The following is a 22,490-nucleotide window of genomic DNA, read 5'->3' as shown; positions in this document are numbered from 1 at the left end:
AACTAAGGGGGTTATATGGATAGTTTGACGGTATCACAAGTAGGTGCTATTAATGGTTCTCTTACAGCAGGGGGCGCAAAAAACTCAGTTTTACTATTATTAGCAGCCTCAGTACTTGCTACCAAGCCCATCGTATTAACTCGGGTTCCTAGGATTTCTGATGTTGAGAGAATGTGTCGCTTATTAAAGCAGCTGAATATTAAAATAACGCATCTATCTTCACACTCACTATTAATTGATCCGTCAGATATTCAATACTCAGATTTGTTAGGGGATGAATGCCAGGATATTCGAACATCCATATTGTTTTTGGGTGCGCTACTGGGACGGTTTGGTCGGGCAAAGCTACGTACACCAGGTGGCTGTAAATTAGGGGTTAGGCCGATTGATCTGCATGTTAAAGCGATGAAAGAGCTTGGTGCAATAGTTTCTGTCACAGAAGGTGTGGTGAGTGCCTCTTTCCCAGGTGTTATTTCAGATCATATTTCTTTTGATAAAGTGACGGTAACAGGTACCGTGAATGCTATTTTAGCGGCGTGTAGGCATCAAAATCCTGTTCTGATTGAGCATGTAGCTCAAGAACCTGAGATTGATGACTTGATCTGTTTGTTACAATCTATGGGGCTCAATGTACTTAGAGAAGGGGTAAATGTTAGAGTGTCTGGCCAGGTTATGGACTTAGCAGTTGAGCACAAGGTGATCCCTGATCGTATTGAGGTGGGTACCTTTTTAATTACAACCGCAGTATTGGGTGGCAGTATTCGTATTAATGATATGAATCCTGAATTACTCACCACCGTTTTATCTTGTTTAACAAAAGTGGGTGCAAAGATAGAGACCGGTTCGGACTTTATTAGTTTGGAAATGACTGAAAGACCAAAGGCGCTAGATATCGTTACTGCACCTTATCCAGGTTTTCCAACAGACTTGCAGCCCCCTTGGTCAGTTCTGTCAGCTGTATCAGAAGGCACGAGTAAGATTCAAGATATGATTTATAGTGAGCGAGTGGATCATTTTGTCGAATTAAATAAAATGGGTGCCCAATGCCAATTAGTTCCTAATGGTGCAATTATAAAAGGTGTATTAGATTTAGAGGGTGCTACTTTGTGTGCGCACAACTTAAGATCTGCTGCTGCATTGGTGATTGCAGCATGCAAAGCTGAGAAAAAATCTACTATTTTACAGATAAATGTCATAAAAAGGGGTTATCCTGACTTTTTTGGCACAATAAAAAAGCTATCAAAAACAATGGTTTGCAAGCCTGTCGAAAATTAATTTCATTTATTCTTAATAAAGTGTTGCTTTTTATGGATAAATATATATAATTTTTTATATACCCTAGTGTTTATGGTAGTTGATAAGGACGGGCTGTGCTGGACAAGGATGTCTACATTGTGTGTCTGAGCCATGATCATAGGGATGTTGACAACTGTTATGGAGAAGGACATGGAAGTCTATCAATATAACTCTGGCCAGCTTGCAGTCGCAGTTTGCCCAGAGTCTGCTTTTAAGCTAAGCAATGTGAATCAAGCTTATGGTGCGATTCAACCTGAAGTAGAGCAAAACACATTAGCGCATGCTTATGCATTTGTTAATTATATGTTCGATCGAGTGAGGCAATCATTTTTTGAGTTTGATCTGCCATTTAATGCTGAGGTTCATGGTAAGTTAACAAAAGCACAGGAATATCATTTAATTCATTTAGCGCAGCAGGGCGATGATCAGGCTGCTGCAATTCTACATGAGAATTTTTCTCCACTCATTATATCCTTTGCAAAAGATTTTATCGGCAGGGGTGTACAATTTAGTGTTTTAATTCAGGCAGGCTGTGAAGGTTTGCAAAGAGCTATATTAGGCTTTGATCCAGAGTATGATGTTCGTTTAGTAACACATGCTTATTTGTGGATTAGACAATCAATGACACGTTGTGTTAAAGGGGAGGTGGATTTCATTCGTGTACCAGATAATAAGCATAAAAAGTTTGCAATAGTCTGTGCTAAGGTGCAAGAAGGTAAGTCGATTGAGGATATAGCCGAGTTGTTGAATGAGTCGGTTAAAACCGTTAAAAGTCTCATACGACTGATCCCGAGAGTTGAGTCTTTGGATACCGCTTATACCTCTGAGCATGATGGGTATTTACATGAGCAAGTTGCTGCGAGCACACCCAGTAGTGAAGAGCACTGCTTAAGTGAAGAGAAGATTGAACTGGTGAAACGCTTTATTAGTGATTTTGATCAACAAAGTCAGTCATTGTTGGTTATGCGTTATGGGCTTGAGGGGCGTGAGTATAATCTACAAGAAATTGCAGATACCATGACGGCTGCTTCAAGTAAGAAGTGGAACAAAGAGCGTGTTAGAGTGAAAATAGATGCATTGTTATTAACACTCAGTCGCAAAGCTGCAAACCATGATAAAGGTACGCTTAATGTTCAAGCTACGCGCTCTGATAGTCTAGCTCGTGTTTCATTATTCTCAGCGCCAGCTAAGACGCCGATTATCACAGAGGACTATAGTTTAGAGTCTGATTCATCAATGAGTCGCAGTAAGGGTTGCTAGAATATTAAACTTTATGGTTGAGCTTTTTCAATGTGTTCCTATATTTCAGATATGAATTAAGGAGATTACCGTGAGTAAAGCACAAACATATAAGTACGAAGCTGATATGGAGCAATTAATGCATTTAATTGCCCATTCAATGTACAGTGACCAAGAAGCGTTTGTTAGGGAGTTAATTTCTAACGCAGCAGATGCTAAAGAAAAGTATGATTTATTAAGCCTGAAAGAAGGTCTTGAACCACAGGATCACTGCATCTATGTAGATGTTGATAAAGATAAGCGATCTTTTGTTATTAAAGATACAGGGGTGGGTATGTCTCATGATGAGATTGTTGCACACTTAGGTACGGTTGCTAAATCCGGAACTAAAACATTTCTATCTAAATTGAAAGAAGCTAAGGAAGACCAAAAATCAAGTTTAATTGGTCAGTTTGGTATCGGTTTTTATTCATCATTTGTCGTTGCTGATAAAGTTACAGTACACAGTCGTAAAGCAGGTAGTCCAGAAGATCAGGCGGTTTTATGGTCATCGGATGGTATTGCAAATTACTCGGTTGCTTATGAAAATAAATCAGAGGTAGGTACAACTGTTACTTTGCATTTAAGAGAGGATGAGTCTCTAGATAAGTTTTTACAGCATTGGCAGGTTAGGCAGATCATTGCGAATTGGTCAAACCATTTAGATATTCCAGTGATGATGGCAAAGCAGGGTGAGGATGAGTCAGGTTATGAGCAAGTTAATGATGCTAATGCACTTTGGGCACAAGAGCCTAAAGAGATCTCTGAGGAAGCGTATCAAAACTTCTATCAAGCACTAACGCATGACAGTGGTCAAGCAATGACTTATGATCACAAGCATGTTCAAACCATGAACGTTGCTTTTACATCCCTAATGTATATTCCTGCTAAAGCGCCTATGGATATTTATTTTAGAGACTACAGTAAAAAAGGGCTTAAGCTTTATGTGTCCCGTGTATTTATTATGGATGAAGCAGAACAGTTCTTGCCGTCATATTTACGTTTTGTAAAAGGGGTCATTGACTGTGGTGATTTGCCATTGAATGTTTCAAGAGAAATGTTGCAATCTAATGCTAAGATAAAGTCTATTAAGTCAAGTTGTACCAAGCAAGTATTGAAGATGGTTGCTAAGTTAGCTAAAGATAAAGCTGATGATTTTAAAACGTTCTGGAATGAATTTGGTGCAGTATTAAAAGAAGGCGCAGCACAGGATTTTTCAAACCGTGATGCAATTTTAAAGTTGCTCCGCTTTAATAGTACGCAAGGTAGTATGGTATCGCTAGATGACTATGTTAAAAATATGAAGGAAGGTCAGGATAAGATTTATTACCTGATTGCTGAGAATGAGCAAATTGCTAAGCATTCCCCACATGTGGAGCGTTATCGTCAAAAGGGCTACGATGTGTTGCTACTTACCGACCGTGTTGATCCATTTATGATGAATACACTTAAGGATTATGAAAGCAAGCAGTTTCATTCTGTAGCACAACCAGATGATGCTGTTAAGGATGAAAAGCTTGAGAAGGCTAGTGAAGAAGCACAAAAAGAACACCAAGGTGATATAGACCGCATTAAAGCTGTGCTATCAGAAAAAGTATCTGATGTGAAGTTTACTGCAAGATTGGTGAGTGCTCCTTCGTCCATGGTTGCTGGTTCTGATGAAATGAGCCCTCATATGTATCGTTTGTTAAAGGAGTCAGGTCAGCCTGTACCAGAGTTTAAACCTGTATTGGAGTTAAACCCTAAGCACACTTTGGTGAAAAAGTTGCTGGCTGAACAGTCTGATAAAGCGTTTGAGCAGATCTCATTGGTACTGTTTGATCAGGCACTGCTCTCTGAAGGAGGTCAGTTGGATGACCCTAACGTCTTTATTGAACGGATGAATGAGTTATTGGCTTAATCAAAGAAAGGGGCGTTACAGCCCCTTTTTTTATGCTTCAATGAGTTCGTTTAGACTTTTAGTAAACTGAGATAGTCCTTTATGTGGGCTGGTACGGTTGGATTGAAACTGATTAATGCTCTTAATGATTGATTGGGTGACTCTAATGAGTTCTTGATCACTATATCGTTTGAGATGATGTCGGCGTATCTTATACAGTAAATGCTCCTCTACCACGTTGTTCTCATAAGGAGAGATTTGTGACTTAAATGCTCTTTTAAATTGATTGAGTGCTTTTGTTATTTCGTATCTATTAATCATTGTCTTATTCTTTTTAAAGAATGTTATAATAATATTGTCTATAAATCAACCCTTTGGTTTGTTGTTGATAACACGGGGCTAGGTAGAAGATAGATTATTTAATGATATTATGTTTTTTGAGCTTACTGTATAGTGTTGTTCGGCTAATGCCAAGGGATTGAGCTGTAGTGCTATAGTTTCCCTCACAGAATGAAAGCGTCGTTTCAATAATGTTTTTTTCGATGTTATGGGTAAAGTCGTGCAATAGTTTACCGGATGTGCCGGCATGCTCTAAGTAACGTTGTGTTGCTTGAGTAATCAGTCTTTGTAGGTGTTGGTAATCGTTCATGTTGCCAATCTATCAAAAAGAAATAACTTTGGGTAGTTTTTATGTAATAAATGTTTATCTTTGTGAATAGGAGGTATAACATAGTAAAGCAAAAGGAGTTGTGTGGATAATCTATGATTCGAAGACATTTAATCGCAGGGTTGCTATTTTGGGTTCCATTACTGGTTACAGTCGTAACCATACAGTTTTTATGGAATATTTTTTCTAGTGTAATGGTTTACGTACCTGAATCACTTAATCCAGAGTTTTATTTAGGTGTTGATTTACCGGGTAGTGAGGTTCTCCTGGTCTTGTTTTTATTATGGTTTACGGGTGTTTTAGTAGCAAACTTTATCGGTAAACGGGTCATGCGTGTTTGGGAGCGTATACTGACTAAAATTCCATTGGTCAGAACGGTTTACCAAGGTGTTAAGCAAGGGCTGGAAATTGTAGTAGCACCTAATAGTCATGCTTTTTCAGAAGTGGTATTGGTCCCATTCCCAAACAATACCAGTTGGGCGGTTGCACTTGTGACTCAAAAAGATCTCGAAAATGGATTATGGACGGTATTTTTGCCGACAACACCTAACCCAACATCAGGGTATGTTTTATTAATCCCAGAGCAGGACGTGAAGAAAGTTGCTATGAGTGTGGATGAGGCCTTGAAATATATCATATCTTTAGGCACTATATCCCAAGATGAGCTGGGTATGCTAATTACCAATAATAGAGAGGAGTAGAATAAATGAAACGACGAAGCCACTATTGTGGACAAGTGGGCAAAAATGATATTGATCAGACAGTTAGGTTGTGTGGTTGGGTTTCTCGAGCGCGTGATCATGGGGGTGTTATTTTTATTGATTTATTCGACTATACTGGATTAGTTCAAATTGTTGCCCATCCTGAAATGAACGACTTCTCATTAATAGAAAGATTAACAACACATAGTGTTTTGTGTGTAGAAGGTTTGGTACAGTCAAGACCCGAAGGAACTGAGAATAAAAATTTATCGAGTGGTTCGGTAGAGGTAGCCATCCAAAAAGTTACTTGGCACAATACAGCGCAAGCGTTGGGCTATGATGTTAATGACCCTAAGGTCACAGAGGCGGTACGTGCCAGCAACCGTGTGCTCGATATCCGTAGTGATACGATGCAAAAGAGTTTACGTTTTCGTGCTAAGATGATGGCCGCAATGCGGAGTTACTTAGATCATGATCAGTTTCTCGAGGTGGAAACCCCTATATTAACCAGGCCGACGCCTGAGGGTGCAAGAGACTATATTGTACCAAGTCGTGTACATCCAGGACATGCATTTGCATTGCCTCAGTCGCCACAGCAATTCAAGCAAATGCTGATGATGGCGGCGATCGATCGTTACTACCAGTTTGCACGTTGCTTTAGAGATGAAGATTTGCGAGCGGATAGGCAGCCTGAGTTTACCCAGCTAGATATTGAGATGTCATTTATGAGTGCAGATGAGGTCTGTGCATGGGCTGAGGGGTTAATGAAGCATGTTGTTCAAGAAATGTTGGATGTAGCTTTGCCTACATTCCCGGTGATGAGTTATGATGATGCATTGCTTTACCATGGAACGGATGCGCCTAACTTAGCAAACCCGGTTAAATTCATTCCTTTAGACTCAGTATTAAAAGGGTGTGATTTCCAGGTCTTCAGTCAACCTGCAAATGATGAAGGTGGGCGTGTAGCCGCTATTAAGCTAGCGGGTGGTTGTGAAAAACTCAGTAGAAAAGATTTAGATGGTTATACCAAACAGGTGATGGCTTTGGGTGCTAAGGGACTTGCTTATTTAAAAATAAATGATTTGTCTGATTTGAGGGCTGGGATATCATCACCTATTTTAAAGTTTTTAGATGATGATACGTTGAAAAATTTAGTCAATGAACTACAGGTTGAAGTGGGTGATGTCGTATTCTTTGGTGCGGGTGAAAACCGTTTGGTGAATTTGACATTGCACGCGTTGGCTAAGCAGCTAGCCACTGATTTTGATTTGTTTGAACCTGGGTTACACTTTATTTGGATTAGAGATTTTCCTATGTTTGAGCGTGTCGATGGCACATTACATGCAGTGCACCATCCGTTTACAGCACCTGAGGAAGATTATCAAGACTTAACCCAGGCTAAAGCACAAGCTTATGACTTGGTGCTCAATGGCTATGAGCTAGGTGGTGGGTCTATTCGTATTGCTGATACAAAGTTACAGCAAGAAGTATTTAGTTTACTAGGCATTGATGAGGCACATGCGCAACAAGAGTTTGGTCACTTACTACATACCTTAACTCAAGGAACACCCATCCATGGTGGCTTAGCGTTTGGGATCGATAGAGTCTGTATGGTTTTACAGGGGCTTGACTCAATACGTGAGGTGATTGCTTTTCCAAAGACACAAACGGCAAGCTGTGCGCTGACTAAAGCACCTGGTTTGGTTGATGATATACAGTGGCAGGAGTTATCATTGAAGTTTAAAAAGGTGAAGTCAGGAGGTTGATGTGGCAGGTCATAGTAAATGGGCGAATATTAAGCATAGAAAAGGTGCTCAGGATGCTAAGCGAGGTCGCCTGAATACCCGGTTAATTCGGGAGGTTATGGTTGCTGCTAGAATGGGTGGCTCAGATAAAGCAACCAACCCATCACTGCGTTTAGCAGTTGAACGCGCAAATAAAGCAAACGTGACCAAAGAGTCTATCGAAAAGGCAATATTAAAAGCTACAGGGCAGTTGCCGGGTGTGTCTGTGCATGAGGTAAGCTATGAGGGGTATGGCCCCAATGGTGTTGCGCTATGGGTACATTGCTTAACTGACAATCGAAATCGAACGGTTGCAGAGGTTAGACATATTTTTAATAAGTATGGTGGAACATTAGGTGCAGAAGGGTCCGTGGGCTATTTATTTGAGCGGGTTGCGTATATTACTTGCCTACATGATGATGTCGATGAGGTGTTAGAAGTCGTATTAGACTTTGATGTTAAGTCAGTAGAAAAAATCGATGAAAATATAGTTTTAATACAAGCAGAGCCGAGTGACCTTAATGACTTATGTCAGTCCTTATCACAAACGGATTGGACAATTGAAGAGAGTAAGGTGACTTATCTCCCAACGGCAATGGTGAGCCTAGATGCCGATCAATTGGAGTCATTCAATAAGATGTATCTGGCGCTAGATGAATTAGATGATGTACAGGATATTTATTACAATTGTGATGAGTTATGATTGTTTTTGGCATCGACCCTGGGTCCCGTTTTACTGGCTGGGCGGTTATCGATTATGCACCTAGTCAGTCGCACTGTATTGCTGCAGGTAGAATAGTGCTAAAACAGAACTCTTTTACTGAGCGGTTAATGCATTTACATTCAGGGCTAACTGAAGTTATTCAAGAACACCAGCCAGTACATATTGGAATAGAAACTGTATTTGTGCAAAAGAATGTTCAGTCAGCGCTTAAATTAGGTCAGGCTAGAGGTGTTGCACTGCTTGCTTGTGCACAACATGGGGTTGAGCCTATTGAGCTAAGTGCTCGCTTTGTTAAGCAGTGTGTCACTGGGAGTGGTTCTGCAACTAAGCAGCAGGTTGCGAGTATGATTAGAAGAATTATGGGGCTAAATCAAATATTGTCAGAGGATGCCTCTGATGCACTCAGTATTGCGTTGAGCTGTGGTCATATGGTATATACATCTCAAAAGCGAGGAGTAAGTTTGTGATTGCGTGGTTAAAGGGTGTTATCCATAGTCGTACATTTAATTCATGTATTATTGATGTACAGGGTATTGGTTATGAAGTGTTGATGATGCAATCTGATTTAGGTCGTTTGCCAGCAAATGATCAGGTGGTCCAAGTGCATACAGCTGCTATTTATAGAGAGGATAGTGCTACGCTATATGGTTTTTTGTCTGGACAAAATAAAGAAGCATTTATTATTTTAAATACAGCCAGTGGCGTAGGTCCAAAAATGGCGCTGAGTATTTTAGATTTTCATGATGCCAATCAATTGAGTTTGTTAATTGCTCAAGGGAATTATCAAGCATTGATGCGCGCTAAAGGAGTAGGACAAAAATTAGCAAAACGACTGGTTATTGATCTAAAGGGTAAGATTATCTGTCGAGCGCAGCCTGATCTTTCCATGCAGTCTCCAGATACCATTGAGCTAGCGGTAGAAGCTTTATCTAAGTTGGGCTTTTCAGAGGGTAAGGCCCGTGATATGTTAAAAGGCGTTGAAGCGCAGTCAGTAGAAGAAATGATTAAACAAGCATTACAACAGGCTTAATATGAGTATTGTAAAAGAAACAGTAATGGAGGTCGACCAGGCGGTATCAGCCAGTGTGCGTCCTCGAAAATTACTTGATTATATAGGACAGAATCAGGTTAAAAGCCAGATGAGTGTTTTTATTCAGGCAGCAAAGGCTAGAGGTCAGTCATTAGATCATACGCTTTTATGTGGTCCTCCTGGTCTAGGTAAAACAACGCTTGCGCATATTGTGGCTAATGAGCTATCAGCACAGCTTATTCAGGCCACTGGCCCTGGGATGGATAAGGTAGGGGACTTAGCGGCAATATTGACTAATTTACAAAAGGGTGATGTTTTATTTATTGATGAAATCCATCGTATGAATGCTTCAGTAGAAGAAACACTCTACTCAGCAATGGAAGATTATAAGTTAGATATTATTATCGGAGAGGGTAGTTCTGCCCGTACTATTACACTTGATCTACCTCCTTTTACCCTCATTGGTGCAACAACACGATCAGGGCTGCTATCAGCACCATTTAGAGATCGATTTGGGATTAACTTACGCCTGCAGTACTATGATTATGAAGAGCTGACGGATATCATCACACGCTCTGCTGGGATATTAGATGTTCAAATATCAGGATTGGCAGCACAATCAATTGCGAATAGATCAAGAGGAACGCCTAGAATCGCTAATAAATTGCTAAGACGTGTTAGGGACTTTCATCAGGTATCAAGCTCAGAGCTGGAGATTGGTCAGGTTTCTGCTGATAAAGCTTTAGAGTTGCTAGGCATTGATGAGCACGGTTTGGATGATATGGATAGAAAGTTATTGGCTATTATTTCTGAGCACTTTAATGGTGGCCCTGTTGGGCTAGAAAGTCTGGCTGCAAGCTTAGGTGAGGAGAAGGGAACGATTGAAGAAGTGCTCGAACCTTTTTTAATTCAGTCTGGTATTTTAGTTCGTACACCAAGGGGGCGTGCGCTCACTGCAAAAGGCTCTAAAATAGCTGGGCTAACTACCGTTAGTTATTAATAACCCATCCCGCTGGAGCCAGGTTCTGGATTTCCCTGTAATAATTCGTTACCAGAAGGGGTGTTTTCTGCAAGCTGAGCTAAATCTGTTCCGCTAATATCTGCTGGTGTGAAGGGGCTCATTCCTTTTACGCCAGAGTTGAAGTCATCAATTGTCCCGACATGCATATAGGTGGCGCCTGCAGTATTTGATGAGCCATCATCAGATGAGTTGCTGATTGCGTTTAGGAAGTTGGTTTTTTGTTGTTCAGCAAAAATGAAGTACTGCATTTGTAGATTTTGTGCTTGTAATACTGCTATTTCTCGGAGGAGGTTTGCAGTATCCATGGTCGCAATGCTGTCCATCCAGGAGTCTGTTTTACTCGCCATGAGTCTCCAGCTACTGTTGTGTGCAATAATCTCCATTGGAGTTGCTTGTATCTCAGTGCCTTGTCCTTTGTATACTTGTTTATTGCCTCTCAAGTTGATGATATCTTCAATAATGCCGTAAGATGAGGTTTTCTTCAGGAATGACTGTATAGCCATGTCAGTTAAGGTTTTTCTGCTTTGCTCGATGCTACTTCTAATACTTTGTCGATCAGATTGTATTTTTGTCATAACATCATGAGTGAGTCCGACTTTCCGTTTGTTGCCAGGTAGTGATGCAACCCAAAATCCAGAGGATTTCTTGAATGTTAAGCGCACACCTGATGCAAGGACCTTAACCTCTTTCTCTGTTCCACCATTAGGCAATCCTCGTAGGAATGGTAAGGGAACAGTCCCCATTCCGGTCATAGATTTTGCAACTTCTTTCATGAGTGCAATGCTGTCTACTTCTTTCTCTTCGGTAAAAATTAAATTGGTTGCTTCACCGTTTATTGTATTCAAAGTGTTAAGTTCGGCAATTACAGTTTCACGTAGCACCGATTGAGATAAACCATATTGGTGTGCTCGGTAAATGTCTGACGATGCCGGCATTTTTTTGACACCTGGGTTGGCATTTATCTCTTTGATTACTTGCAGTTGCAACAGGTTTTCTAGCGGCTCTAGCGCTGATATTATATTTTCAATATATGCTTTAGCAGTCGTATTTTTTTGCGCATCATCGCCTTCGAGTTTTGGTGGATCTAACTGCTTTTCTATCTTTTTAAAGCTATCCTCGATTTCTTTGGTAAGCAGCGTCTCTTTTCCTTCCAAGGATATTTTTAACTTTTTCGCGTCTTTTGTGAGGACATCGTATCCGCTATTTTTGTTATTATCAGTTGCCAGGCACTGAAACCTTCCTAGTTTGTCAGGTTGACTTACAAGCTTTGCTTTTAAATCTTTATCTGTTCCAACATACATCTTTAATGGGGGTGCTGAGGTTGGATCATCTATACGGTTAGGGTCAGCTGCATGCCAATAACTAAGGCAACTCTTAGCTCGGTCTCTTATATCGACTACTTCACGGTAGGAGGTAACGGATTTTGATTTCATCGGGCTGGTTTCCTCTAGGTCAAATAAGATGGCGTCTAGAGTAAGTTGAATGAATGCTATGTTTGTTTCAGCACTAGATGATGAAGTGTCAACAAGTGCGCTGATTAAATCCCCTGGGTTACCCAAAAATGGATCAAGTTTAGCACTAACATTAGCACTCCCCCAGGTTTTTACTGCCATTGTCTCTGAAGGGTCTATTTCAAGATTGTCACGAATTTCCTTTAGAATTTTGACTTGAGTATTATTATCGCCTCCTGTATCTTGTGCTAGTGCAAAGGAAGTCGAAAGAAGGATTAACGTAAGCATTTGGATGTACATAACTGACTAACTGGTTTGTTTTTTGGTGTAAGCGCCTCGAGTATAAGGTTTGAATTCAATATGAGTGGTTGGAGCAGTAGGTGTTGAATGACTACTCATCCTTTGCTTCTCTTGATTCCTCTTTTCTATGCGCTCAGTTTTAAAAGATTGTGTTGATTCTTTTGTGCTCTTGGGTGATGAAATAGATGACTTTGGTGCATAACTGGGGTAATTTTGCTTTCTGCCTATTTTCTTACAGAGCAACCTGGCATGAGTGGAGGGTGGGTTTAAACAGAATGCATCGTAGTTTCGAGCGAAACTTACAGTTGGCACTAAAAGAAGGGTTAGGATAAGGGGTTTAATTTTGCTCATAAATTTCCGAAATCATAGTCATACGTTCAGGGGCATAAACTTCTTGTAAGATGCGCACCCTTTCAAATTTTGTATTACGTTCTATAAAGGTAGCAGCGTTTTCATCATCATCCATATCAACTTCTGCTTGCTTAATCATTTTGGACGCAAACCCAGGCTGAACGCTGTCTAGTAATTGCATTAATCTGAGTTTTTGACTCATATGCAGGTTGGCTGAAATATTGACTGCATCTTGTAATCTGTCATCACTTAATTTATCGGCTTGGCTCAGTAAAAATCCAAGCGATGAGAGATGGGTTTGCACTTCGGGGTTGTCAGCGAGAAGGTCTTGTTCATGTTTTTCTAGAAAGTTGATAACATTGAAAACACTACCGCTCATGTGTGTCATCCAAAAAGCACGTGTGCTTTTAAGGTCCAGCTCTGGCATTGTATACTCCCGATTCCTAATGTTAATATTAATCGATTTATTGCTGTGAATCCAGTAGTAATCTTAAAAGATACGTTTATTTCGTGTCGCCTTATACACTACCTTTAAAGCTGCTTTAGAGTGGGCTATTTGAGAATATCTCTCAGGGTGTAGGTATGTACATCAATAGGGTGGTGGGTTTGTCCAATGAGCGTAAGTATATAATCTTCTAGGTTAAGTATTCTATGCTGTATGTTTTCTGAATCTAGGAGTGATTGAATACTTTTTTTTCTTAGTCGCATAATGCTAGCTCCAGAGAGCTTGGCATATGCTTCTCTGAGCATCCAGTCTTTTTGAATATCGGGTAGATGGGTCGATTTAATTTGAAAATAGTCTGCAAAACGTTCGAGATTTTTGGGTGTTTTTGACTCACAGTCAATGCCAATAGGAACTGTGCTAAATGCTACCGCCCAGAGCTGAGCTGAGTGGGTCACACTTAAGTATTGGTTTTGAGTGTTCATGATCGGCTTTCCTGCCGTGTTATACTTAAAGTCTTCAACCTGCCACTGGTTTTGGATAATTAGGTGTTTAATCCAGTTTCGGCTGTTTTGATAGGTGCGTGCTTTATTTTTCTCCATGCAATCTATTCTTCGCTGCTCATGATGGAGCAGCAAAAAAGATTGAGGAGCAACGGGTAGTTGCCCGATGTAGTAATAAATAACGCATTGCATAGTGCAGAGTATACACCATGCAATTTATTATAGAAGCTTTAGCGTATGCATTTTAGGCATAAGTTATATAAGTAGGCAACAAGAAACCCGCCAATAAATGCGTCAACAAAGGCCCATAATGTTCCTATAATCACGCCAAGTATTGTTAGTTCATAACCTAAGTATAATGTACTAAATACATTAACCATGCTCATTGCAAACCCAGTGTATAATGCAAGTATGCTGATAATCACTAGTCCGATAGCCCATAAAATGCCAAAGCTTAAGCCAAAAGCTAAAGGGCTTATTTTTTGATAATCACTCATGATTTTCTCCTGTTTTTATTAGTAGAGTTATGCTTTAAAAAAATCTCTTGTCAGAATTATTAATAACCTTATAGCATGCGTGTGAATCATTTGGTAAGGTATGAGCAGTTAACGTATGAGAGGTATATAAATGAGTAGAGGATTAAATAAAGCAATGATTATTGGTAATGCAGGCCAAGATCCAGATATTCGCTATACAGCTAATGAGCAGGCAGTTGTTAATTTGAGCATCGCTACATCAGAAAGTTGGCGTGATAAGCAAACCGGGCAGCAGCAAGATCGAGTTGAGTGGCACAGGATTGTTATGTATGGAAAGCTAGCTGAGATTGCTGGAAAGTATGTTAAGAAAGGAACTAAGTTATATATTGAAGGAAGCATCCGTACTAGAAAGTGGGCTGATAATCAGGGTGCAGAGCGTTATACAACTGAAATTGTTGCTAACGAAATGCAGATGTTAGATAGCAGAATGCAAGCAGCTGGAGGTGATATGCCAGCACCAGCAATGAATAAGCCTGCAGCACCGGTTGCAAGTGATATAGCTGATGATGATATTCCTTTTTAAGGTTGGTTAGGAGTAAATTATGGTCCAGGGACGGATTAGCGTTGATGACAATACCTATCATGTGATCGATATATCCCAAATAGCGTATTGGAGTCGGTTGCCTTATAGTTTAAAGATTCTATTAGAGAATGCATGTAGGAATCAGCTCAGTGAGCAAGATGCAATAGTCGATGCATTTAAGCAGTGGGTGCAGGGCGAGGGTTCACCTATGGTTAATTACTACCCAGGTCGAGTGTTGATGCAGGATCTGACGGGTGTGCCAGCCCTTGTTGACCTGGCTGCAATGCGCGATGCTTGTAAAGCTATGGGCCATGATCCGAGTAGTGTTAACCCGTTGTGCCGTGTAGACTTGGTTGCAGATCACTCAGTTACGGTCAACCATTACGGGCAACCTGATGCTTTGGAGAAAAATACTTCTGAGGAAGTTGTTAATAATGAGCAGCGCTATTCATTCTTAAAGTGGGCTCAATCAGCTTTTGATGGTGTACGGATTGTTCCTCCAGGTAAAGGTATTTGTCATCAGGTAAACTTAGAGTACCTAGCGACAGTGGTTGAAAACAACAAAGGTTGGTTATACCCAGATACGCTAGTAGGCCTGGATAGTCATACGACGATGATTAATGGTATTTCAGTTTTAGGTTGGGGTGTAGGAGGTATTGAGGCAGAGGCCGCAATGCTTGGGCAGCCGATTCGTATGGTAATTCCTGAGGTTTTAGGTATTGAGTTGAAGGGAGCGCTTCGAGATGGGGTGACCGCAACGGATATGGTGTTGTCCATGACTCAGTTTTTACGAGGCATGAATGTAGTCGGAAAGTTTGTTGAATTTTATGGAGAGGGTCTTGAACAGCTTGATTTAGCAGAGCGGGCAACCATAGCAAATATGGCGCCAGAGTATGGTGCAACGAGTGCTTTTTTCCCATGTGATCAAAAAACATTAGACTATTTGAACTTAACAGGACGAGATCCTAAGCATATAGGTTTAGTAGAGGTTTATCTAAAAGAGATGCAGCTTTTCTACGATAATAATCATGCGGTTGAATATTCACAAACAGCTGTATTTGATTTGTCAGAAATTTATCCCTGTATTGCTGGACCAAAGCGTCCAGAGCAATTGGTTTTATTGCCAAATGTTCCTGATACATTAGTATTAAATAATGGGGCCTCACGAGAACAGTTGTCAGATGGATCAGTGGTGATCGCTGCCATTACGAGTTGTACGAATACTTCAAACCCATCGGTATTAATTGGTGCTGGATTAATGGCAAAAAAAGCTAATGAATTAGGTTTGTCACTACCTAAGTGGGTTAAGCCATCATTAGCGCCTGGTTCAACAGTCGTCATGCAATACTTGAATAAATTAGGTTTGGTGAGTGAGTTAGAGCAGTTAGGCTTCTATCTAGTGGGTTATGGTTGTACGACGTGTATCGGCAACTCAGGGCCGCTAGATGAATGGGTTGCACAGAAGGTTAAGGATCAGGGGTTGAATGTATGCTCTGTCCTTTCTGGGAATAGAAACTTTGAAGGGCGGGTACATCCGCAGACGCAGTTTAACTACTTGGCTTCACCCTTATTGGTGGTTGCCTATGCAATTGCTGGAACAATGGCTTTGGATTTAAGCAAAGATCCCGTTGGATACCACAAAGGTCAACCTATTTATTTGCATGATATTTGGCCGGCGCAGGTTGATATTGATCAGGCCTTAATGGCTGTGAGTCAATCTATGTTTAAAAAAGAATATGCAACAATAGAGCAGGGTGGGTCAGCATGGGATCGAGTCGTTGCACCGGAAGGCTTATTATATGATTGGGATCAAAGTTCCACCTATATTAAAAAGCCCCCGTTTCTAACTGATATAGGTGCAAATCCTAGTAGCCGATCAGACGTATCTGGGGCGCATATACTTGCATTATTTGGCGATAATGTGACAACCGATCATATTTCACCAGCGGGTCATATTGCACATGATAGCCCTGCAGCAGAGCATTTGCTTGCACAAGGTGTGGAGAAGTCTGACTTTAACTCTTATGGTTCTAGGCGGGGTAATTCCGCTATCATGGTCCGGGCAACGTTTGCTAATCCAAGAGTTAATAATTTAATGCTTAAGGATCAGCTGGGTGGCTATACGCGTCATATGCCTAGTGGTGAGGTAATGTCGATTTACGATGCTTCAACTCGATATCAAAAGGATAATTGTGATTTGGTTTTGATTGCAGGTAGTCGATATGGCACGGGTTCATCGCGTGACTGGGCTGCAAAGGGTACGATGATGTTAGGTGTTAAAGTGGTGATTGCACAAAGCTTTGAGCGCATCCATCGTTCAAACTTACTGGGCATGGGCGTTTTGCCTTGTCAGTTTGTAGGCGCCGCTCCGGAACTGACGGGCTCTGAAAAAATAAGCATTAAAGGTATTGCTGATATGAGCCAGCCACAATCAGAGTTGATTGCTACAATTGACGGTTCAAATATTGAGTTTAAGATACGTGCTTGTTTAGAAACCGACTCAGAGCTACTTTATTATCAACAGGGTGGCATACTTCCATATGTTTTAAGGCGTATGACAGTTTAATCAATCGTGTAGGGGTAGGGTTTTTCAAGTAATTGTTTTTGCATGTGGATAATAGACTCGATAGCTGGCCAAGCTTTATCAAGTACCAGGTTGAGCTGTGCAGGGCTAAAAGGCTTGTTTTCTGCAGTTCCCTGAATCTCAATTAAATCTCCATGCTCTGACATAACTATATTAATATCTGCATCAGCATTTTTATCTTTTTGATAGTCGAGATCGAGTACGATTTGACCATCCATAATCCCAGCAGAAACGGCAGCAACCAGGTTTTTGAGTGGGTCTTTACGTAATGATTTAGTAATCTGTAGGCGTTGTAGTGCACGAACTAGTGCTATTTGAGCGCCATTAATTGCATGACACCGTGTACTACCATCAGCTTGTATGACATCGCAGTCAAGAATTAGGGTCATCTGAGGAAGTTGCTTTAAACGCACGCTACTGCGAAGTGCTCTACCAATTAATCTTTGTATTTCAGAGCTTCGAGCGGATACTTTTCCTTTGGTCGCATCACGATCGGTTCGGGAATGGGTTGCAGCAGGTAACATACTATATTCTGCAGTAAGCCATCCATGGTGCTGGTCTCTAAGGAATCTGGGCACATGCTGGTTAATGATGCTGGCAGTGCATAATATTTTTGTGTTGCCAGCATTAACCTCAACACATCCCGCTGCAGGATGTGAAGTATGTTCTTGGAATTTAATTGTACGTATCATACTGAATGTTATCACCGTGTTAAGCGCTTTATTCTTGCTGATAATTAGAGTAAAGTAAATGATATTTTGAACTTTTTTTGGGGTTTTGCATGAAGAATAGACTTTTAGTCATCACAGGTCCATCGGGTGTGGGGAAAACAGTGCTAGCCAATCATTTAGTCGAGGAGCTGGGGATAAAGCGCTGTGTGACTTGTACATCAAGACTTCCGAGGAAGTTTGAAAAAGATGGTGTCGATTATTTTTTCTTATCTAAACTCGATTTTGAGGCGCTCATTCAATCCAATCGGTTTGTAGAATTTAATGAGCATTACGGTACCTTCTATGGATTGCGATCGGCTGATTTAGAGTCATTGTTGTTGAAAAGTCCAGTGCTGCTCGTTATGAACTGGGAGGGTGCCAAAAAGCTTGAAGCGCAGTATAATGCTGATGTCGTTTTTATAGAACCTAAGGATATTTCAGTATTGTCAAAGCGCTTAGTTAAACGTTCAGGCAATGATGATAGAATTCGTTACGCAGAGTCTGATTTAGCTCAAGCCAAGCAGTTCTCTTGTCGGCTTGTGAATGATGACTTGCAAACAGCAAAACAAGATATTACTACATGGGCTCAGTCAAAGATTGGTTAAATTATTCTTGATAAATATGAATAATTGTATATAATTCTTTTTGATATAAGTTATTTAGGGTAATACAAATGGCCAGAATTACAATGGAAGACTGTCAGGCAGTCATTCAAAGTCCTTTTAAAATCGTTCAAGTTGCAGCAGATCGTGCAAGACAATTACATGATGGAATGCAGCCAACCGTAGAAGCGCAAGGACATAGACCGGCTGTTGTGGCATTGAAAGAGATTGCTGCTGGGAATCTGACGTCAGAAGGATTAGCCCAACAAGATTTTGACGAGGATTCTGAGTACTAATACTGATTTAGAATGGATTCACCTTTATCATTTTCATATCTTCAAACGCGGTTGTCCTATTTATCACCAGAAGATTGTGCCCGTGTACGGGATGCATATTTAGTTGCAAAACAAGCGCATTTTACACAAACTAGAATATCAGGTGAGTCTTACATTTGTCATCCAGTTGCGGTGTCCTACATATTAGCAGGGTTAAAATTAGACGCGGAGTCTCTAATGGCGGCACTACTACATGATGTGGTAGAGGATACAGAGGTTACTAGAGAGAACTTGAGTGATCGATTTGGCACGGTGGTTGCTGACTTGGTTGAAGGAGTAACGAAGATTAGTCGGGTTCGCTATGATTCAGTTGAGCGGTATCAGGTAGAAAATTATCGTAAAATGTTTTTGGCAATGTCTAAAGACATTCGCGTGATTATCATTAAGCTGGCAGATCGCTTGCATAATATGCGAACAATTCAGGTTTTGCCTGCACCTAAGCGTAAGAAAATGGCGATGGAAACTCTAGAACTTTACTCACCGATTGCCAAGCGATTAGGTATGCAAATGGTATCTATAGAGTTAGATGATTTAGGATTTTCTGCACTTTATCCATTTCGTTATAGAATACTATTAGCACATATGTATCGTGTGAGTGGCGGTCAGGTTGAGTTGCTTAAACACATTGAAGGTGAAATTAAAGTAAAGGCAAAGTCTTTGCAAATTGAAGTTGCTGAGATTACTGCACGTGAAAAGCAGTTTTATGGTATATATCAAAAAATGATCAAGAAAAAGCGTTTTTCAGATCTTATGGATGTATATGCACTTCGGGTATGTGTGAATTCATTACAAGACTGTTACGCGGTGATCGGAATTGTGCATGCCATGTATATGCCCAAAGCGGGATGCTTTAAAGACTATATTGCTTCTCCCAAAAGAAATGGTTACCAATCGCTTCATACGGTGCTATATGGGCCAAATGGAGCAATGATTGAAATACAGGTAAAAACCCAGGAGATGCATTTAGTTGCTACACAAGGTGTGGCTGCGCATTGGTTGTATAAAAGTGGGCAAACAGAATTTAATTGTCGTAAGCATCAAGTCTGGTTCGATGATTTAACAAAAATTAAAACGGTGTGTTCAGATGATGCAACTGCTTTGCATTTGTTGAAGACTAAGGTGGGAGAAAATGAAGTATATGTGCTAACTCCACAGCGTAAAATTGTAGAGATGAAGGTCGGTGCAACTGCGCTAGATATGGCATTTTATATTCATACTGATTTAGGCTTTAAGGCTAAGTATGCGATCATTGACCGTGAAAAAGTTCCACTGTCTCACAGGTTGAAAAATGGACAAACGGTAGAGATCGTCCAAAGTGATAAGCGGATGGTGCGCCCATCTTGGCTTGATTTTGTGACTACTTCAAAGGCAAAGCAAAGTATTAAGGCTTTTCTAAAGGAGCAAGAGGTCTGTACGCAGGATCAGCTTGGGCACAATATACTTGTTTATCGTTTGGAGCAAGCAGGCCTAGGCTATATGGCACATCGAAAAATTGTAGATGATACCTTAAGCCATGCGGGATATCGTATTCCTGAAGTTTACGGTCAATTAAGTCGAGGTGAGCTTTTAGTTGAAGAAGTAGTAGATGCATGCCGAGACTACTACACAGAAGGTCGTTATACTGATTCTATTAAGCCCATAACCGTTAATGGCGGAGATACAGATATTTTAGCAGCCTGTTGTTATCCTGTTTTTGGCGATTGTATTGCGGGCTGTTTTTCTGCTAGCGCAGGTTTAACTGTGCACAGGAAGAGTTGTAGACAGCTGGATGTATTGCCATCAAATCAGTGTGTTTCTGTATCATGGGGCGAGCCCTCTGAGCAGTTGTATACGAGTGTATGCTCGATACAGCTAAAGTATGATTATAATAGTTTATCTAGTTGTATTGCGATGCTTACTGATATGCGGGTGAGTGTGATTGGCTTTAGACGTATTGTAGATGGTGAGTTAAATCAGTACGATCTAACCATCCGTGTGCAATCACTTGAGCACTTAAGTTTGGTTATCCAAAGCTTGCAGCAGTTGAAACTAGTAGTAAGTGTATATAGGGGATAAGTATGAAGGTTGTTATTATAGGGTCTGGATTGTCAGGTTTGCTGGTTGCTAAAAATCTGCATGATCAAAAGTTTTCTGGGTCAGTTTCAGTCATTACTCAAGAGCGTGGCGTGTTCTATTCTAAGCCCAGTTTGTCGAACGTTGTAAAGCAAGGAAAAAAGGTAAAGGATTTGGTGCAAATGACTCAGCAGCAAATAGAGAAAGACTGGGGCTGTGAAATGATCACTAGGCAGCAGGTAGCACGTATAGATAAGATTAATAAGTTGGTTCATTTAAAAGATACTCAAGTCCCTTATGACCGGCTGGTTCTAGCATTAGGTGCAAGCCCTATTTGCTATGACTGGTTGCCGGATAGTCATCCCGTTTATCGAGTGAATGATTTAGATGCCTATGATACTTTCCATCAAGCTATTGATGATAAGAGCCATTTGTTGATTTTAGGAGGTGGTCTAATCGGTTGTGAATTTGCGCATGATTTATCAGCAATAGCGGGAAAAATTACTTTACTTGAAAGTGAATCAACACTCTTATCACGTTTTGTCCCAAAAGAAATAGGGATGGGGATGGCGCTTGCATTGAAGGATAGAGGGGTTGATGTAAAAGTTAATTGTGCAGTTTCCGCAGTGACTGCGTTAAAGGATTCGGTTTGTGTCAGGACACAGTCAGAGGAGATTTCCGCAGATGTCATGCTGGCCTGCTTGGGTTTGTCGCCAAATATTAAATTAGCACAAGAAGCTGGCATCATATGTGATGATGCAATCAATGTCGATGTGTATGGTCAAACATCAGATCCAAGCATATATGCGCTAGGTGATTGCGCTTCAGTATCCGGCATTAAACGTTATTATGTCTCATCACTTAAGATTTGCGCAGACACCATAGCAAAACATATTTGTGGTGTTAAGCAAGGCATTGTGTACCCACCTTTACCTGTGGGCGTTAAGACACCAGATTATCCAGTTACCTTTTGTTACTCTGAGGTTCCTGCTGAATGGAGGGTAGAGCGTCATGACAAGGGTGTGAGAGCGGTTGCTTATCAGGGGGATGAGCTAGTTGGCTTTGCGCTCTCTGGTGATTTTATAAAAGAGCGCGAAGTACTTAAAGGTCAGATGAAGAATTGGATTTAAGTGCTTGTGTTAGTTTCGAAATAACTTCAATTCCTTTATCAATATCTTTTGACTTTAAGCCATATAAATATAAAATTTGAGGCTGTGTTCTTCCTATGATTTCATATATATGTTGTATGTTATTCTTTAAGAATGAATTTAGATCAATATATATAGCGTTTAATTTTTTCAGGTTGGTTTGAGAAAGGTTCAATGTTGGAAAGCTTTCATGCTTATTGTTATTGTGGTCAATTAATACATAACGGTTATGCAGGTTTTGTTCATCATAAACGGTAGTAGGTGGATTTTCAGAAAATAGGATGCTGTGTCCCTGATCATAGGTTTCGAGACAAGTTGTAATTCCTAGATCACTGGCTGCAATAATGCAAATTGTATGTGTTTTATAGAACACCAAATAATTTAATAGTTTGGACTTGGCAAGTGTGTTTGAGCGGTCACCTTCTTTTGGGTAAATATTGTCAACCCAATTTAAATTTGAGAGTGATTGTTCGTGAGCTAAGAGCGCTGGAACCAAGCATTGATCAATTTGGGAGGGATCAGCATTAATTGCAAATCCAAAGGTTGTAATCTTCATCATTAATTTCCATGACA

At 40.5% G+C, this 22,490-nt stretch carries 24 protein-coding genes; 15 read left to right on the top strand and 9 right to left on the bottom strand.

The window, feature by feature from the left end:
- Positions 1-15 precede the first annotated feature (15 nt).
- From MMH89_RS04370 to htpG, 3 genes are all read left to right on the top strand, one after another.
- Positions 16-1,275 (top strand): UDP-N-acetylglucosamine 1-carboxyvinyltransferase, encoded by a 1,260-nt coding sequence (locus MMH89_RS04370; protein ID WP_258568231.1) that lies wholly within the window; start codon positions 16-18, stop codon positions 1,273-1,275.
- 159 nt (positions 1,276-1,434) lie between these two features.
- Positions 1,435-2,556, top strand: coding sequence for a sigma factor (locus MMH89_RS04365; RefSeq protein ID WP_258568230.1), 1,122 nt, complete (start codon positions 1,435-1,437; stop codon positions 2,554-2,556).
- A gap of 70 nt (positions 2,557-2,626) precedes the next feature.
- The gene (gene htpG, locus MMH89_RS04360) at positions 2,627-4,474 is read left to right on the top strand and encodes a molecular chaperone HtpG (protein WP_258568229.1); all 1,848 of its coding nucleotides are present in this window, start codon (positions 2,627-2,629) and stop codon (positions 4,472-4,474) included.
- 30 nt (positions 4,475-4,504) lie between these two features.
- Here htpG and MMH89_RS04355 read toward each other — a convergent pair whose 3' ends face one another.
- Both MMH89_RS04355 and MMH89_RS04350 read right to left on the bottom strand, forming a co-directional pair.
- Positions 4,505-4,774, bottom strand: a complete 270-nt coding sequence (locus MMH89_RS04355) for a hypothetical protein (RefSeq protein WP_258568228.1) — start codon at positions 4,772-4,774, stop codon at positions 4,505-4,507.
- Between the two features lie 94 nt (positions 4,775-4,868).
- Positions 4,869-5,102: a helix-turn-helix domain-containing protein gene (locus MMH89_RS04350; RefSeq protein ID WP_258568227.1), complete on the bottom strand. Its 234-nt coding sequence runs from the start codon at positions 5,100-5,102 to the stop codon at positions 4,869-4,871.
- 113 nt (positions 5,103-5,215) lie between these two features.
- Here MMH89_RS04350 and MMH89_RS04345 point away from each other — a divergent pair, with 113 nt between their 5' ends.
- From MMH89_RS04345 to ruvB, 6 genes are read left to right on the top strand one after another with little or no spacing between them, the layout of a single operon-like run.
- Entirely contained in the window at positions 5,216-5,821 is a 606-nt protein-coding gene (locus tag MMH89_RS04345) for a DUF502 domain-containing protein (RefSeq protein ID WP_258568226.1), read from the top strand.
- Positions 5,822-5,826: 5 nt separating this feature from the next.
- Positions 5,827-7,587 (top strand): aspartate--tRNA ligase, encoded by a 1,761-nt coding sequence (aspS, locus tag MMH89_RS04340; protein ID WP_258568225.1) that lies wholly within the window; start codon positions 5,827-5,829, stop codon positions 7,585-7,587.
- 1 nt (position 7,588) lies between these two features.
- Entirely contained in the window at positions 7,589-8,308 is a 720-nt protein-coding gene (locus MMH89_RS04335; protein ID WP_258568224.1) for a YebC/PmpR family DNA-binding transcriptional regulator, read from the top strand.
- Complete coding sequence (gene ruvC / locus MMH89_RS04330; RefSeq protein WP_258568223.1) at positions 8,305-8,796, top strand: crossover junction endodeoxyribonuclease RuvC; 492 nt, start codon at positions 8,305-8,307, stop codon at positions 8,794-8,796. The genes MMH89_RS04335 and ruvC overlap by 4 nt, the downstream gene beginning before the upstream one ends.
- Positions 8,793-9,359, top strand: coding sequence for a Holliday junction branch migration protein RuvA (ruvA, locus tag MMH89_RS04325; RefSeq protein ID WP_258568222.1), 567 nt, complete (start codon positions 8,793-8,795; stop codon positions 9,357-9,359). The genes ruvC and ruvA overlap by 4 nt, the downstream gene beginning before the upstream one ends.
- Position 9,360: 1 nt before the next feature.
- Positions 9,361-10,359, top strand: a complete 999-nt coding sequence (gene ruvB / locus MMH89_RS04320; RefSeq protein ID WP_258568221.1) for a Holliday junction branch migration DNA helicase RuvB — start codon at positions 9,361-9,363, stop codon at positions 10,357-10,359.
- Here ruvB and MMH89_RS04315 read toward each other — a convergent pair.
- From MMH89_RS04315 to MMH89_RS04295, 5 genes are all read right to left on the bottom strand, one after another.
- The gene (locus MMH89_RS04315) at positions 10,356-12,131 is read right to left on the bottom strand and encodes a hypothetical protein (RefSeq protein WP_258568220.1); all 1,776 of its coding nucleotides are present in this window, start codon (positions 12,129-12,131) and stop codon (positions 10,356-10,358) included. The genes ruvB and MMH89_RS04315 overlap by 4 nt on opposite strands.
- Before the next feature lie 6 nt (positions 12,132-12,137).
- The gene (locus MMH89_RS04310; protein ID WP_258568219.1) at positions 12,138-12,482 is read right to left on the bottom strand and encodes a hypothetical protein; all 345 of its coding nucleotides are present in this window, start codon (positions 12,480-12,482) and stop codon (positions 12,138-12,140) included.
- Positions 12,469-12,909, bottom strand: coding sequence for a type IVB secretion system protein IcmW (locus MMH89_RS04305; protein WP_258568218.1), 441 nt, complete (start codon positions 12,907-12,909; stop codon positions 12,469-12,471). Before MMH89_RS04305 ends, MMH89_RS04310 begins: the two co-directional genes overlap by 14 nt.
- Before the next feature lie 125 nt (positions 12,910-13,034).
- The gene (locus tag MMH89_RS04300; protein ID WP_258568217.1) at positions 13,035-13,619 is read right to left on the bottom strand and encodes a 4'-phosphopantetheinyl transferase family protein; all 585 of its coding nucleotides are present in this window, start codon (positions 13,617-13,619) and stop codon (positions 13,035-13,037) included.
- A gap of 38 nt (positions 13,620-13,657) precedes the next feature.
- A complete protein-coding gene (locus MMH89_RS04295) occupies positions 13,658-13,924 on the bottom strand; it encodes a bacteriophage holin (protein WP_258568216.1) in 267 nt (88 codons plus the stop codon).
- Positions 13,925-14,054: 130 nt separating this feature from the next.
- Between MMH89_RS04295 and ssb the strand changes: the two genes are divergently transcribed.
- Together ssb and acnA are read left to right on the top strand one after the other, a co-directional pair.
- Positions 14,055-14,486: a single-stranded DNA-binding protein gene (ssb, locus tag MMH89_RS04290; RefSeq protein ID WP_258568215.1), complete on the top strand. Its 432-nt coding sequence runs from the start codon at positions 14,055-14,057 to the stop codon at positions 14,484-14,486.
- 19 nt (positions 14,487-14,505) lie between these two features.
- Complete coding sequence (gene acnA / locus MMH89_RS04285; RefSeq protein WP_258568214.1) at positions 14,506-17,052, top strand: aconitate hydratase AcnA; 2,547 nt, start codon at positions 14,506-14,508, stop codon at positions 17,050-17,052.
- Here acnA and rph read toward each other — a convergent pair.
- Positions 17,049-17,762 (bottom strand): ribonuclease PH, encoded by a 714-nt coding sequence (rph, locus tag MMH89_RS04280; protein ID WP_258568213.1) that lies wholly within the window; start codon positions 17,760-17,762, stop codon positions 17,049-17,051. The genes acnA and rph overlap by 4 nt on opposite strands.
- Before the next feature lie 89 nt (positions 17,763-17,851).
- On the opposite strand from rph, the gene MMH89_RS04275 reads away from it, so the two are divergent.
- The 4 genes from MMH89_RS04275 to MMH89_RS04260 all read left to right on the top strand — a co-directional run bounded on the left by MMH89_RS04275 (position 17,852) and on the right by MMH89_RS04260 (position 21,899).
- A complete protein-coding gene (locus tag MMH89_RS04275) occupies positions 17,852-18,385 on the top strand; it encodes a guanylate kinase (protein WP_258568212.1) in 534 nt (177 codons plus the stop codon).
- A 68-nt stretch (positions 18,386-18,453) separates the two neighbouring features.
- Positions 18,454-18,678, top strand: coding sequence for a DNA-directed RNA polymerase subunit omega (rpoZ, locus tag MMH89_RS04270; RefSeq protein ID WP_258568211.1), 225 nt, complete (start codon positions 18,454-18,456; stop codon positions 18,676-18,678).
- A 12-nt stretch (positions 18,679-18,690) separates the two neighbouring features.
- Positions 18,691-20,772 (top strand): RelA/SpoT family protein, encoded by a 2,082-nt coding sequence (locus MMH89_RS04265; protein ID WP_258568210.1) that lies wholly within the window; start codon positions 18,691-18,693, stop codon positions 20,770-20,772.
- Between the two features lie 2 nt (positions 20,773-20,774).
- Positions 20,775-21,899, top strand: a complete 1,125-nt coding sequence (locus MMH89_RS04260) for an NAD(P)/FAD-dependent oxidoreductase (protein ID WP_258568209.1) — start codon at positions 20,775-20,777, stop codon at positions 21,897-21,899.
- Here the strand turns inward: MMH89_RS04260 and MMH89_RS04255 are convergent.
- The gene (locus MMH89_RS04255; RefSeq protein WP_258568208.1) at positions 21,871-22,473 is read right to left on the bottom strand and encodes a hypothetical protein; all 603 of its coding nucleotides are present in this window, start codon (positions 22,471-22,473) and stop codon (positions 21,871-21,873) included. The two genes, MMH89_RS04260 and MMH89_RS04255, sit on opposite strands and share 29 nt — an antisense overlap.
- Positions 22,474-22,490: the final 17 nt, after the last annotated feature.

The organism is Candidatus Comchoanobacter bicostacola (assembly GCF_024172705.1).
Classification (GTDB): domain Bacteria; phylum Pseudomonadota; class Gammaproteobacteria; order Comchoanobacterales; family Comchoanobacteraceae; genus Comchoanobacter; species Comchoanobacter bicostacola.
Note: the sequence above shows the minus strand (reverse complement) of the source record. Positions and strands in the feature narration are given on the sequence as shown.